Origin of the sequence: Mesorhizobium sp. C395A (genome assembly GCF_030323205.1) — a bacterium.
GTDB lineage: Bacteria > Pseudomonadota > Alphaproteobacteria > Rhizobiales > Rhizobiaceae > Mesorhizobium.
Window position 1 is genome coordinate 4234659 of record NZ_CP100473.1, and the last position, 13741, is coordinate 4248399.

Annotated in this window: 12 protein-coding genes; 3 read left to right on the forward strand and 9 right to left on the reverse strand. The window is 62.9% G+C overall.

Annotated elements, in window-relative coordinates:
• Positions 1–63 precede the first annotated feature (63 nt).
• Positions 64–879 (reverse strand): outer membrane protein, encoded by an 816-nt coding sequence (locus tag NLY37_RS20715; RefSeq protein ID WP_023684191.1) that lies wholly within the window; start codon positions 877–879, stop codon positions 64–66.
• Between the two features lie 251 nt (positions 880–1130).
• Positions 1131–2483 (reverse strand): phosphoglucosamine mutase, encoded by a 1353-nt coding sequence (gene glmM / locus NLY37_RS20720; protein WP_023673591.1) that lies wholly within the window; start codon positions 2481–2483, stop codon positions 1131–1133.
• A gap of 342 nt (positions 2484–2825) precedes the next feature.
• On the opposite strand from glmM, the gene NLY37_RS20725 reads away from it, so the two are divergent.
• Complete coding sequence (locus tag NLY37_RS20725) at positions 2826–3827, forward strand: hypothetical protein (RefSeq protein WP_023742247.1); 1002 nt, start codon at positions 2826–2828, stop codon at positions 3825–3827.
• A gap of 240 nt (positions 3828–4067) precedes the next feature.
• Positions 4068–4520: a hypothetical protein gene (locus NLY37_RS20730; RefSeq protein ID WP_023688968.1), complete on the forward strand. Its 453-nt coding sequence runs from the start codon at positions 4068–4070 to the stop codon at positions 4518–4520.
• Positions 4521–4593: 73 nt separating this feature from the next.
• Here NLY37_RS20730 and NLY37_RS20735 read toward each other — a convergent pair whose 3' ends face one another.
• Together NLY37_RS20735 and NLY37_RS20740 are read right to left on the reverse strand one after the other, a co-directional pair.
• Positions 4594–5469, reverse strand: a complete 876-nt coding sequence (locus tag NLY37_RS20735) for an NAD(P)-dependent oxidoreductase (protein ID WP_023742246.1) — start codon at positions 5467–5469, stop codon at positions 4594–4596.
• A 28-nt stretch (positions 5470–5497) separates the two neighbouring features.
• Entirely contained in the window at positions 5498–6262 is a 765-nt protein-coding gene (locus NLY37_RS20740; RefSeq protein WP_023742245.1) for an SDR family oxidoreductase, read from the reverse strand.
• A 215-nt stretch (positions 6263–6477) separates the two neighbouring features.
• On the opposite strand from NLY37_RS20740, the gene NLY37_RS20745 reads away from it, so the two are divergent.
• Positions 6478–6816 (forward strand): winged helix-turn-helix transcriptional regulator, encoded by a 339-nt coding sequence (locus NLY37_RS20745; protein WP_348626559.1) that lies wholly within the window; start codon positions 6478–6480, stop codon positions 6814–6816.
• A 67-nt stretch (positions 6817–6883) separates the two neighbouring features.
• Here the strand turns inward: NLY37_RS20745 and ftsH are convergent, their stop codons facing one another.
• From ftsH to tolB, 5 genes are all read right to left on the reverse strand, one after another.
• Positions 6884–8809 carry an ATP-dependent zinc metalloprotease FtsH gene (gene ftsH, locus NLY37_RS20750; protein WP_023673598.1) on the reverse strand — a complete coding sequence of 642 codons (1926 nt, stop codon included), beginning with the start codon at positions 8807–8809 and terminating at the stop codon, positions 6884–6886.
• Between the two features lie 102 nt (positions 8810–8911).
• Positions 8912–10318 (reverse strand): tRNA lysidine(34) synthetase TilS, encoded by a 1407-nt coding sequence (tilS, locus tag NLY37_RS20755; protein ID WP_023742243.1) that lies wholly within the window; start codon positions 10316–10318, stop codon positions 8912–8914.
• A gap of 51 nt (positions 10319–10369) precedes the next feature.
• A complete protein-coding gene (gene ybgF / locus NLY37_RS20760) occupies positions 10370–11452 on the reverse strand; it encodes a tol-pal system protein YbgF (RefSeq protein ID WP_023733018.1) in 1083 nt (360 codons plus the stop codon).
• A 211-nt stretch (positions 11453–11663) separates the two neighbouring features.
• Positions 11664–12170: a peptidoglycan-associated lipoprotein Pal gene (pal, locus tag NLY37_RS20765; protein ID WP_023684182.1), complete on the reverse strand. Its 507-nt coding sequence runs from the start codon at positions 12168–12170 to the stop codon at positions 11664–11666.
• Between the two features lie 258 nt (positions 12171–12428).
• Positions 12429–13733 carry a Tol-Pal system beta propeller repeat protein TolB gene (gene tolB, locus NLY37_RS20770; RefSeq protein WP_023673841.1) on the reverse strand — a complete coding sequence of 435 codons (1305 nt, stop codon included), beginning with the start codon at positions 13731–13733 and terminating at the stop codon, positions 12429–12431.
• Positions 13734–13741 lie beyond the last annotated feature (8 nt).

The window sequence follows — 13741 nt, forward strand, 5'->3', positions numbered from 1 at the left end:
ATCGGCAAACGAAAACCGCCCGGCAAGACCGGGCGGTTCGCGAATTCCTGGATTTCGAAGCGACTACTTGGTGTAGATCGGCTCCGGCTCTGGAACGTAGGGCTCCGGCGATGTGCAACCATTATTGCCGCCGAACTGATAGCGCAGACCGCCTCGTACCTCATGTGTGTTGATGCCATGGTCGAAGCCGGGCCCGGAACTGCTCACGTCGAAGTCGAACATGCGGCCCCCCTCAATGTGAGAGTAGCGATAGCCGGCATCCAGGATCACCCTGTCGGTAAGGCAATAGGACGCGCCGGCCATGAGCGCGTAGGCAAAGCGCCAATTCTTCGACCCGGGGTTGGTCTCGGTTGTGTTCGGGTCGTGGACGGTATCCCATTTGACGTGCGCGCCGCCGATGCCAGCGCCAACATAAGGCGTGATGCCGTGCCAGGTACCGATATCGTAATAGGCGTTGGCCAAGAGCAGCAATGCGCTCATTTTCGACACTTCGACCGATGTCGTAACGCCATCGTTGGTTGATCCGTTGAAGTCCGAAGCGAACCAATAGTCGGCTGTCAGGTCGGTACGGAAATGATCGTTGATCTTGTAGCCAATGCCGGCGCCGAGTGAGAAGCCGCCCTTAAGCTCGCCGGAATCGAAAACATTGCTGCCGGGAGGCGGCCCGTAGGTGATATAGTCGATGCCGCGCAAATCCGATTTATGATAGTCGATGTCGCCGCGGATGTACCAGCCGCCGAAATCGGCCGGCTGCTCGTAGGCGATCGGCGCCGGCGCCTCTTCGACCACCGGCGGCTCCGCCAGATCGGCGGCGAATACTGGCCCGGCCACACCTGCGAACAGCGCGGCAAGGAGGGCCTTTTTTGCTGTATTGAACATGTTTGTCACCCCTGAGAACCATCGGGAAAGTCCAACTTGCCCGAATGTGATTGACCTCAGTTGTGGATAATGAATTGGAAAAGTTAAAAGGCGTTTAACCCTGTCGATTAACCACGAATTCTCGACATTTTAGCAAACTGTCTCCGCCGGCATAACGCTGGGACCAACCCTGGCCGAAACAAAAAGCCAGCCTGCAGGCGGGCTTGAAGTCTTGAGCCGGCAGTTCGCCCCTGCCGTTGGACGCAGCGCAATCAGGCGGCGCTACGCGTTTCCGAAATAATGTCGACGATGTCGTTGACCACGGCCTCGACCAGCTGTGGGTCGTCGCCCTCGGCCATGACGCGGATCAGCGGCTCGGTGCCGGAGGGCCGTATGACCAGGCGGCCGGCCTTGCCGAGACGGTTGCGCGCGTCTTCGATCACCGCCTTGACCGTGGCTTCCTCAAGCGGCTTGCCGCCGGCGATGCGGACATTCTTCAACAGCTGCGGCACCGGCTCGAATTTCTTCGACAATTCGCTGACCGGCCGGTTCTGCCGCTTGATGCAGGCCAGCACCTGCAGAGCCGAGACCAGCCCGTCGCCAGTGGTCGAGAAATCGGACAGCACAATGTGGCCCGACTGCTCGCCGCCGACATTCAACCCGTGCGCGCGCATATGTTCCACGACATAGCGGTCGCCGACCTTGGTGCGATGCAGCTGCAGCTTCATGTCGCCAAGGAAGCGTTCGAGGCCGAGATTGGACATCACCGTCGAGACGACGCCGCCGCCGGCCAGTCGCCCGCTCTGGTGCCAGGACTCGGCGATCAGCGCCATGATCTGGTCACCGTCGACGATGGTGCCGTTCTCGTCGACGATGACGACACGGTCGGCATCGCCGTCGAGTGCGATGCCGATATCGGCGCGCACTTCATGCACCTTCTTCTGCAGGCCGGCCGGATGGGTCGAGCCGCATTCCTTGTTGATGTTAAAACCGTTCGGATCGACATTGATGGCAATGACCTCGGCGCCCAGTTCCCAAAGTGCTGCTGGCGCCACCTTGTAGGCCGCGCCGTTGGCGCAATCGACGACGATCCTGAGACCCGACAGCGACATTGAGCGCGGCAGCGTGCGCTTGGCGAATTCGATGTAGCGGTCATGCACGCCGTCGACGCGCTTGGCGCGGCCAAGTCCGTCGGAATCGGCGAGCGCCAGTTCGATATCCTTGTCGAGCATGCTCTCGATGCGCTCCTCGATCTCGTCGGAGAGCTTGTACCCGTCGGGACCGAACAGCTTGATGCCGTTGTCGTAATAGGGATTGTGCGAGGCCGAGATCATGACGCCGATATCGGCACGCAGCGAGCGTACCAGCATGGCGACCGCCGGTGTCGGGATCGGGCCGAGCAGGAACACATCCATGCCGGCCGCGCACAGGCCGGACACCATGGCGTTTTCGATCATGTAGCCGGACAGCCTGGTATCCTTGCCGAGCACGACGCGGTGGCGATGGCTGCCGCGCTGGAACGAGAGGCCGGCGGCCATGCCGACCCGCATCGCGATCTCAGCCGTCATCGGAAACTTGTTGGCGCGCCCGCGAATGCCGTCGGTGCCAAAATAACGTCCTGCCATGCTTGCCAGAATCCCCGTCGGTTTTCAGCCGGCTCGTAATGCCACAATTGGTCCGAGCCCGACTATCACATTGTGTGATTGTATATTACCAATTCTTAGAAAATCATTGTAGCAGGCTGTTCGGAGCGTTGGCAGCGTATCATGACACGGTGTTGCCGCAATATAACATTCACACTGGGCCACACTGCGCAGATTGGGCCGGTAAGCCGGACTGTTGGAGGGGCAGATCGCAAGGGTCATCACCTTATCGGGAGAACGCCGTTTAGCATCTGGCGCAGCCTAGCGTTGAGAGCTATTGATTGACACAGGTACAACCTATGGGCGCAGCAACGGGAGAACGCCATGCTCATCCACCGACTTGCAACTTTGACGGGTCTTGCCGTCGCAACCTGGTTCATGGCGGCGCCCGCCAGCGCGCTGACCATGGCCCAGTGTAGTACCAAGTATAATGCCGCCAAGGACGCCGGCACGCTGAACGGGCAGACCTGGAATCAGTATCGGAAGGCCGAGTGCGGCACCGACGCGGCGGCCACCACCGAGACCGCAAAGCCGGCGGCCAAGAAGGCCGCTGCGGCCAAGACGGACACGACCAAGGCCGCCGCTGCTGATAACGGCGCCAAGGGTCTGACGGCCAAGGAATGCAGCGCTAAGTACCAGGCTGCCAAGGCCGCCGGTACGCTCAATGGCGCAAAGTGGAACGACTTCCGCAAGACCGAATGCGCCGCCGGCGCATCCGCCGCGGCAGAACCGGCCAAAGCCACGACCAAGGCCGCAGCCACAACCGACGATGGCGCCAAGGGCCTGACGGCCAAGGAATGCAGCACCAAATACCAGGCGGCAAAGGCCGCCGGCACGCTGAACGGCGTGAAGTGGAACGACTTCCGCAAGGCCGAATGCGCCGCCGGGGCCTCGGCCGCGGCAGCACCCGCCAAGGCAACCACCAAGGCAGCTGCCGACAGCAGCGGCAAGGGCCTGAGCATGGCCGATTGCAGCGCCAAGTACCAGGCTGCCAAGTCTGCCAACACGCTGGGCGGCAAGAAGTGGAACGACTTCCGCAAGGCCGAATGCGGCGCAGGCGCAGATGACGACGACACCGTGCCGGCTCCGAGCGAGGCGACCTATACCAGCGAGCCCGAGAAGCCCTCGGTCAGCGCTCCCAAAGGTGTCAAGTTCCCGGCCGCGATCTCAAAGAAATACGCCGGCGAGACGCCGGCCAAGGGCCGCATGCATACCTGCCTCGAGGTGTATTATGCCAACAAGGACGCCAACACGCTCAATGGCCTGCGCTGGATCCAGAAGGGCGGCGGCTTCTACAGCCTCTGCAATGCCAAGCTGAAGAGCTGATCGCGTAGCCATATTCTCCAGACAAAGGCCCGCGCATCGCAGCATGCGCGGGCCTTTTTATTGCGCTCGAACACACCCGGCGTTGATCGCGTTTACATATCGCGGAAGCTGTCGGCATCATCTATTCGCCCACACTGCCCACCCCAGACATATCGGTGGTTCGCAAAGATTCCAGTTGAACATACGGAGAACAAATGGTATACAAAAGGACATCGAACTTTTGTACACCAGGAGGGTCTTATGTCCAGATTGAAATTGGCGGCATTGGCTGTGACGGCATGGATTGCTTGGAGCGTCGCCCCTGCAAGCGCACTGACGATGAAGGAATGCGGCGAGGCCTATCGCACAGCCAAGGAAGGCGGCACTCTGAACGGCATGGATTGGACCGCTTTCCGCACCGAGAAATGCGCGACGTCAGCTGCGGAGAGTGCCAATGCGGATGCGGTCAAAACCGAGCCGCAGTCGCAGAAGGAAACCAGCGCGGCGGTCGCCCCCGCTGTAGCGCCGACGGGCGTGACATTCCCGACCACCCTCGCCGCCGAATTCAAGACCGAGAAGCCCTCGAAGGCGCGTATGAAGACCTGCCTGCAGGGCTACCACGGCAACAAGGACGCGGGTACGTTGAACGGCCTTCGCTGGATCCAGAAGGGCGGCGGCTATTACAGCCTCTGCAACGCCAAGCTGAAGAGCTGATCGACCAGCAGCGTTTGAAGATCGAAGGCCCCCAACCGCAAGGTTGGCGGGCCTTCTCTTGGGTCTTGCCCCGTCAAGCGCCTTGTTTCGAGAGCTGGAGCAGTGCGACCAGGCTTGTAAGATCGGCATTGGCCTGGCCGGCAGCCACCCCGCGCTTCATCAGGCTTTGCATCGGCAAGACGAGTTCGGTGCTGACATCAGCCGACCTGCTGGCATCGATGAGATTGACGTAGGCATCAGCCTGCATGCCCAGGTTGGAAACGACATTGCTGGTGTGATCGCCACTGTCGATCTGTTCCGCCCACTTCGGCAGCAGGCCTTGCATCGACTGAAGCCAGGAGGCCAGCAGCGGCATGAACTCGCCGGCCGGGATCCCTGCTGCGCCCGTCAATGCCAACGCCTGCAGAACGCCCGCGAACATGCCGTACATGCCGCTCAGAAGCGAGATATCATAGAGCGGCGCGAGGCAAGCATCCTCACCGAGGAATTTGCTGGTGCCGAGCGCTCCGAGCTGCCCCGAACAGGCATCGAACGCCTGGCGCGAACCGCTGTAGAGAATCAAGGCGTGCGGCCCGCCGATCATCGGCGGCACCGCCATGATGCCGCCGTCGATGTAGCTGGCGCCCTGGCTCACCGCCCAGGCCGATATCGCCCACGCCTGCTCGGGCGTGCCGTTGGTGAGATTGACCAATGTGCGGCCCGACAGCGCGTCTCGGCTTGGGCCGAGCACCTCACGAACGGTGTCATAGACAAGCAGGCACGCCACGATCAGTGGACTCGATCTGACGGCTTCCTCGACACTCTTGGCCACAATGGCGCCCTTGGCTGCCAAAGCCTCAGCCTTTGCCGGAGAACGGTTCCACACCGTTACCGCATGTCCCTGGTTCAGAAAGGCTTCGGCAAGCGCAGTGCCCATGGCGCCGAGACCGATTACTGTTATGTCGCTCATTCTGCTTCTCCTTGGTTTGGTTGCGCGGTTACGCCGGTGTCGGGGTCAGGTCCTGGCCAAGGCCACCGTCCACGGTCAGCCGCGCGCCCGTGGTGAAGGTCGCGTCGAACGCCAGGAACAGCACTGCGCGCGCCACCTCCTCCATCGTGCCGTGGCGCTTCATCGGCGTGACCGCGTCGCCGATCGCCATGAAGGCGGCCCGCTCCTCGGCCGAGGCGTCGGCCACACCCATCGTCAGCGTATCGATGAAACCAGGGCTGACCACATTCACGCGGATCCGGCGCGGCAGAAGCTCGGCGGCCAGGACCTTGGCGAAGGCGCGCAGTGCCGCCTTCGATCCGGAATAGACGCTCATGCCGCCAGTGCCGGATTCGTCGGCGATCGACGAGGTGAAGACTATGGCGCCACCATCCCTGATGAGGGGCAGCAGGCGCTGCGCGGTGAAGAAAGCGCCTTTGGTGTTGATGTCGAAGGTGCGATCGTAACTGTCCTCGGTGACCCGCTCGACGGGTTCGAGATTGGCCACCCCGGCATTGACGTGAAGGAAGTCGATCTGGCCAAGCTTCTGCCCCACTTCGGCACCGAGCGTGACGATATCGGCCATGTCTGAGATATCGGACCGCACGACATGAGCTCGCGAAAGCAGCTTGGCTCGCGCGGCCTCGATGTTGCGCTGGTCGCGGCCGGTGACCAGGACCTCGGCGCCGCTTTCGATCAGGGCTTCGGCAACGGCGAGCCCCATGCCGTGCGTCCCGCCGATGACAACGGCCTTCTTGTTTGCGTATCGTGTCATGATCCATCCGTTTTTGACAAAATCCGGCCGCCGACGGCCTTTGCAGGTCGAAGCGAGGTACCGATATGATGTTGTGGTGTTCGCCGATGCCGGCGAGCTGGTTTGAAGCTATGGACCGGCTTGGTTTTTCTCAAGTACCGACAAAAATGTAAGCTACCCACCGATTGCTCAGAATTGGATGAAACATGGGAAAGAAACAGCCAGATAGTTGCGGATTGGGGCCGGCGCTGGAGGTCATCGGCGGCAAATGGAAGGCGCTACTGCTCTGGCAGATTCACAAGGCGCCGGCACGATTCGGTGAGCTGAAGCGGCTGGTGCCTGACATCAGCGAAAAGATGCTGATCCAACAGCTGCGCGAAATGGAGGCCGACGGCATCGTCCATCGCGAAATCTTTCCCGAGGTGCCGCCGAGGGTCGAATACTCGATTACCGAATTCGGCATCGAGCTGGACAATGCCCTGATCCCGCTGGCCAGATGGGGCAAGCAACATGCTGGCCGGACTGACGGTGTGCGCCCCGGCAAAGCAAATGCATCCGCCCCGCATGCTCTTTGATCAACCCTGAACAGCAAAACGCCGCGGATCGAAGCCGCGGCGTTTTCTTGGATCACATGATGTCAGCTCAGCTCGACGGCTGAGGCTCCATGCCGCCTTCGGGCTCGGGACCCTTCTTGCGGCGGCCGGACTTCGGCACAGCCGAGCCGCGGCTTGTGGGGGTATCATCCCCCAAATCTCGCGCGGGCTTCTGCCCGGCGATCAGCTGCTTGATCTCTTCGCCCGAAAGCGTCTCGTATTCGAGCAGGCCCTGCGCCAGAGCGATCCATTCCTTCTTCTTCTTGGTCAGAATGGATTTGGCCGTGACATAGGCCTCGTCGATCAGGCGGCGTACTTCGGCGTCGATGATCTGCGCAGTCTCTTCCGAGACGTTCTGCGTGCGCGCCACCGAATGGCCGAGGAAAACCTCTTCCTGGTTGTCGCCATAGGCGACGTGGCCGAGCTTGTCGGAGAAGCCCCAGCGCGTGACCATGGCGCGCGCCAGCTTTGTCGCCTGCTCGATGTCCGAGGACGCGCCGGAGGTGATGTTCTCCTTGCCGAACTTGAACTCCTCTGCGACGCGGCCGCCCATCATGATGGCAAGCCGCGAGATCATGTATTTGTAGCTCATCGAATAGCGGTCGCCTTCCGGCAGTTGCATGACCATGCCGAGCGCGCGACCGCGCGGGATGATGGTCGCCTTGTGCAGCGGATCGGCCGACGGCACGTTGAGCGCCAGGATGGCGTGGCCGGCCTCGTGATAGGCCGTGAGTTCCTTTTCGGCCTGGGTCATGGCCGACGAGCGGCGCTCGGCGCCCATCATGATCTTGTCCTTGGCGTCCTCGAACTCGGCCATGGTGACAAGGCGCTTGTTGCGGCGCGCCGCCATCAGAGCGGATTCATTGACAAGGTTCATCAGGTCGGCGCCCGAGAAGCCCGGCGTGCCGCGTGCGATCACCTTGAGGTCGACATTCGGTGCCAGCGGCACGTTGCGCACATGCACCTTGAGGATCTTCTCGCGGCCGACGATGTCGGGGTTCGGCACCACCACCTGGCGGTCGAAGCGACCCGGACGCAGCAACGCCGGATCGAGCACGTCGGGCCGGTTGGTGGCGGCGATCAGGATGATGCTCTCGTTGGACTCGAAGCCGTCCATCTCGACCAGCAGCTGGTTCAGCGTCTGCTCGCGCTCGTCATTGCCACCGCCGAGGCCGGCGCCGCGATGGCGGCCCACAGCGTCGATTTCGTCGATGAAGATGATGCAGGGAGCATTCTTCTTGGCCTGGTCGAACATGTCGCGGACACGGCTTGCGCCGACGCCGACGAACATCTCGACGAAGTCGGAACCCGAAATGGTAAAGAACGGCACATTGGCCTCGCCGGCGACCGAGCGCGCAAGCAGCGTCTTGCCGGTGCCAGGAGGGCCGACCAGAAGCACGCCGCGCGGGATCTTGCCGCCGAGGCGCTGGAACTTCTGCGGATCGCGCAGGAACTCGACGATCTCTTCCAGATCTTCCTTGGCCTCGTCGACGCCGGCGACATCCTGGAAGGTGACGCGGCCATGCGCCTCAGTGAGAAGCTTGGCCTTCGACTTGCCGAAACCCATGGCGCGGCCGGAGCCGGACTGCATCTGGCGCATGAAGAATATCCACACGCCAAGGATCAGGATCATCGGCAGGTAGGAGATCAGATAGCTGAACAGCGAGTTGGAACCGTCCGACTCAGGCCGCGCATTGATGGTGACGTTCTTGTCCTGCAGCCGCGAGACCAGCTGCGGATCGCCAGGCGAATAGGTCTGGAAGCCATTGGCGTTGTCGGCGTAGGTGCCCGTGATGCGGGCGCCGGCAATGACCACCGTCTTGACCCGGCCGGCCGCGACCTCTTGCAGGAACTGCGAATAGGGAACGTCGGTCGAGGCCCCGCGAGTCTGCGGCGTCTGGAACAGATTGAAGAGAGCAATGAGCAGGACCGCTATGATCGCCCAGAGCGCGAGATTGCGATAATTCGGATTCATCAATTGTCCCGTTGGTGCCCGCTGGGACACGCGTCATGAGAGGAAACTTGCGCCTAACATAGGGAGAGCGCCCCCCTTGCCAAGCATAACAGCACGTCTGGGTTAAGCTTTCGCGCCATGATCAACCGGCACTGTGGCGGCCAAAGGGCAAGCCGGGACAGGCGGTGCGCCGATCAACTCGGCCACGGCCTGCGCCAACACCAGATCGAAGCACGGCAGAAAACGGGCAAAGGGCGCAACGGCGGGACTGACGGCGATTGCCGCCGCCGCCGCTACATCCCCTGCAAAACCAAGGCATTCGCCACCGCGCCATAGCGCCGGTTCCGCAGCCAGGGCGGCGCGCACAAGGCTTGGCGGCGCGCCATCCCCGGCAATCGGCGTTCTGGCGGCGGCAGCGGCGCCAAGCGGCGCGATCAACCATGCACCCGGACTGTCGCCCAATGTGATCGCCCCGGCTTCGATGTCTGGCGTGATCCGCCGGCGACCGTCCCAAAGCAGAGTGCCAGCTATCGGCGCGGAACGCGGCAGGTCGCGCGATTCACGGCGCAGGAAGATGCCGTTTCGCCTGATATCGACGACCGCCCGCGACAATGTGGCGCAAAGCCGACCGGCCCGCATTTGCTCGAACAGCGCTTCGCCGCGCGCCTGGTCCGGCAACAAGGCGGTGCCGCCCGTCGCCGCCAGCAGGACACGCAGCGCATAGACCGAGGCTCGCGTGTCGTCAGCTTCGGCAAGACCGGGATCGAGACGGATGAGACCCCTCGCCGGCCGGCTGGCAAATTCACCGATCAGGGCGGCGGCGCGGCGACCGAGTTGTTCGCGCTCGCCGGCGGCCCGCCTGGCCAGGCCGATCGCTTCGGCAAAACGCTGCCCGCTCCGGTCTTCGCCGAGCACGGCGCGGATGCGCGGGCGTTCGAAATTCGTGTCGATGTTGGTCGGATCCTCGACCCAGCCGACATGTTCGCGCTGCAGGAAGGCGCGCAACGCCGCGCGCCGAGCGCCGAGCAGCGGCCGCGCGATCCAGATCCGCCAGTCATAGAGGGTGGCAGGCGCCATGCCGGCGAGACCTCGGCCTGCAAGCTCTCGCCCGTCATTCCGCGCGGCTCGCATCAGGACGGTCTCGGCCTGGTCGTCGGCGGTGTGGCCGGTTACGATCACACCAATGCCTTGCGCCTGCGCTGCCTCGGCCAGCAACCGGTAGCGCGCCTCGCGCGCCGCCGCGGGCAGGCCGGCCGACGGCTTGGCGCCGTGCCAGTTGAGCGTCAGGTGCGCGATGCCGCGCTCGGCACAAAGCTTTGCCACGCTGCGCGCTTCGGCTGCTGCTTCCGGACGCAGGCCGTGGTCGATCGTCACCGCCAGCAGCCGGGCTGTCGGGGCGCTGCGGTCGAGGTGAGCCTTGAGGAGAAGAAGGAGGGCGGTCGAGTCGCTGCCGCCGGACACGGCCGCAAGCGCGCCGTTGGTAAAGTCGATCTGCGAAAAATTCGAAAGGTCAGGCTCGGTATCGAGCATCAATGCATGTCGCGCAAAAGTGGTCCCGGTTCTGGGACAACACGGCAAAGACTAGCACGCCGCCAGCGCCCTCTCCTGCTTGACGCGTTCCTTGAGCGCGGCCGAAATATCGGGATAGCGCTTGCCGATCTCGCCGAAGGTGGCGCAGGCGACATCCTTCTGCTTGAGGCCGACCAGCGACACGCCAAGCTTCAGGAGCATGTCAGGCGCCTTCTTGGCCTTCGGATAGTCCTTGCTGGCGGAGAGGAAAACCTCGGCAGCGTCATGATACTTCTGCTGGCCAAGCAGCGATTCGCCAAGCCAGTAATGCGCGTCCGCCGCCTTGGCGTCCTTCGGGAACCGGGCGATGTGGTCGCGAAAACCCTGCTCGGCGGTGCTGTAGTCGCCCGACAGGATGAACTGGTAGGAGTTGCGGTAGATCTCTTCCGGGTTGTTGGTGGCAGGCAGCGCCGCCACCACCGTGCCGTCCGACTTGCCGGTCTTAGCCCCGGCAGCCGGCGCCTCGGCGGCGGGAGCCGCACCTTCCGCCGGCGCCGCTGCCTGCGTGTTGCCGCCGGCGTCGATTACATTGCCGTTCTTGTCGACGGTGATGGTGCCGAAGGTCTTGGGCGGCGTGCCGTTGATCACCTTGCCGGGATCGCCGGTCTGCGATTCGACGATGACCTCGCCGACGCTCTGGCCGCCATCCGACTGCGCGCCGGCATCGGCCGGCGCCTGGTCTGCCGGGGCCTCGGCGACGCCGGTGCCCGCGCCACCGTCCTGCGGCGCGGCCTCCGATTTCTTCTGGGCCGGCGGCTGCCCGCTGGAGCCGCCTTCCAACTGCTGGAAGCGGAACTCGTTGTCTTCCTGCTGCTTGCGCATCTGCTCCTGCATCTGCAGGATCTGGAAGTTGAGTTCCTCGAGCTTGCCGTTCATCTGCCGGAGCTGATCTTCCAGCCCCGCGGCGGCGGTGCCGTCCTGCTGCTGCGCGATCTGTTGCTGCTCCGGCTTCTCCTTCTTGCCGAAAATGCCGAGCGTCGGCAGATGGAAGGAAAAGCCGCTATCCGCGGGTTGTCCGGTGCCGCTCGCAGAAGCCGCGAAGCCTGATACGAGCAGCAGCGCAAGCGTGCCGCTCAAGACCGATCTGAAATGCATGTGCCTCTCGCCGTGAATATCGTGAGCCTGTTCGCGCCTTCCGATCACAGTGGGACCGGCACGACGCCCTCGGCTCTTAGCAGGAGGCGAGACTTCGGCCAAATTTTGTTTCCGGGTTTGTTTCCGGGACCGAAACTGAAAAAGGCGGCCACAAGGCCGCCTTTCGCATGGAAGTGTTGCAATTATGCGACTAAGGCCGCCGTCTTACTCATCAGGAGCCAGCGCCGGAGAGCGTGGTGACGGCGCGGCGATTCTGCGACCAGCAGGAGATGTCGTCGCAGACCGCGACCGGACGTTCCTTGCCGTAGGAAATGGTCTTCAGGCGGCTCGCCGAAACGCCCCTGGCGACCAGGAAGTCGCGGGTGGCGGCGGCGCGGCGGGCGCCGAGAGCCAGATTGTATTCACGCGTGCCGCGTTCGTCGGCATGGCCTTCGACGACGATGGCGTACTGCTTGTACTGGTTGAGCCACTGCGCCTGGCGCGACAGCGTCGTCTGCGCATCGGCGCGGATCGCGGTCGAGTCCGTGTCGAAGAAGATGCGGTCGCCAATGTTGACGGTGAAGTCCTGCGCCGAGCCCGGCGTTGCCGCACCCGCGCCATTGAGACCGAGATCGGCAGCGTTGTTCGGGGTTTTCTTCGAGGCGCAACCGGTGATGGCGAGCATCGCGATCAGGGCGATCATCGCCGGGTTTCTGGTAAGTGCTGCGATACGGCCCATGCCGCCTCTCCTTCGTATTCGAGTGACTTCGTTGATCACCCAGTAACCACGTTTGGGTTAACCGGCACTCAAGAAACACGGTTAAAATTTGGTTTCAGCCGCCGTCCCGGCCAAAATAACCTGATGCCACAATGGTCGCGGACCGTAGGCGGAAATGCGGCCAAAACGCGACCTTGGCGTGAAAAAAGCCCCAAAACGGGGCTTTTAAGGTAGTGTTGCCGAGTTGCAACGAAGCGAGCGGGCCAGGCCGAAACTTAGTTACTCCAGCAGCGGCGACCACGCCGGGTCGGAAGCAAAATTCGCGGTCGGGATCGACTGTTCGTTGCGGCCGGTGAGATCGACGGAAACCAGTTTTGGGCCGCCGGCGGAGTCGCGGAAGAACATCAGCACGCGGCCGTTGGGCGCCCAGGTCGGTCCCTCCTGCTGGAAGCCCGAGGAGAGGATGCGCTCGCCCGAACCGTCGGTCTTCATGACGCCGATCTGGAATTCGCCGCCGGTCTGCTTGGTGAAGGCGACGAGGTCGCCGCGCGGCGACCACACCGGCGTCGAATAGACGCCGTCGCCGAACGAGATGCGGGTCTGGCCCGAGCCGTCGGCGCCCATCACATAGATCTGAGCGCGGCCGCCACGGTCGGAAGTGAACACCACCTTGCTGCCGTCGGGCGAATAAGACGGCGAGGTATCGATCGCCGTCGAATTGGTGAGCCTGGTGGTCGAGCGGCTGCGCAGGTCCATGGCAAAGATGTTGGAATTGCCGTCGTCGCGCAGCAGGCTCATGATCACCTTCTGGCCGTCGGGCGAAAAGCGCGGCGCAAAGGTCATGCCGGGAAAATTGCCGACCAGTTCGCGCTGCCCGGTCTCGATCTGCAGCAGATAGACCCGCGGCTGGCCGCTTTCGTACGACATGTAAGTGATTTCCTGCCGGTTGGGCGAGAAACGCGGCGTCAGCACGATCGAGCGGCCATCGGAGAGATAGCGCACATTGGCGCCGTCCTGGTCCATGATGGCGAGCCGCTTCTTGCGCGCATTCTTGGCGCCGGATTCGTCGATGAAGACGACGCGTGTGTCGAAATAGCCCTTCTCGCCGGTGAGCTTCTCATAGATCGCATCGGCGATGATGTGGGCGACACGGCGTTGATTTGCGTCGTTGGCGAAAAACTGCTCCCCGGCTATCTGCTGGTTGCCAAAAATATCCCATAGTCGGTACTGGGCGCGGATTCGGCCGTCCGCCTCCTTGCTCACGCTGCCGGTGACCAGCGCCTGCGCATTGATCACCTTCCAGTCGTCGAAACGGGGCTGCGCATCCGGATTGGCGATCTTCTCGATGAAGGCGTTCTTGTCTATCGGTGCGAAGAGACCGGAGCGCTTCAGGTCGGCGGTGACGATCTCGGAAATCTGCGCGCCGAGCCCTCCCTGGAAATCTGGGATGGCGATCGGCATCGGTTCGACATTGCCTTTGTTGACGTTGAGCTCGAGGGTTGCTCGAGCAGGCAAGGTGACGACGGCGTTCATGCCCATCGCCATCGCGGCGACCATCAGGAGCGGCTTGAGGATGGATTTCATGTCTTCTC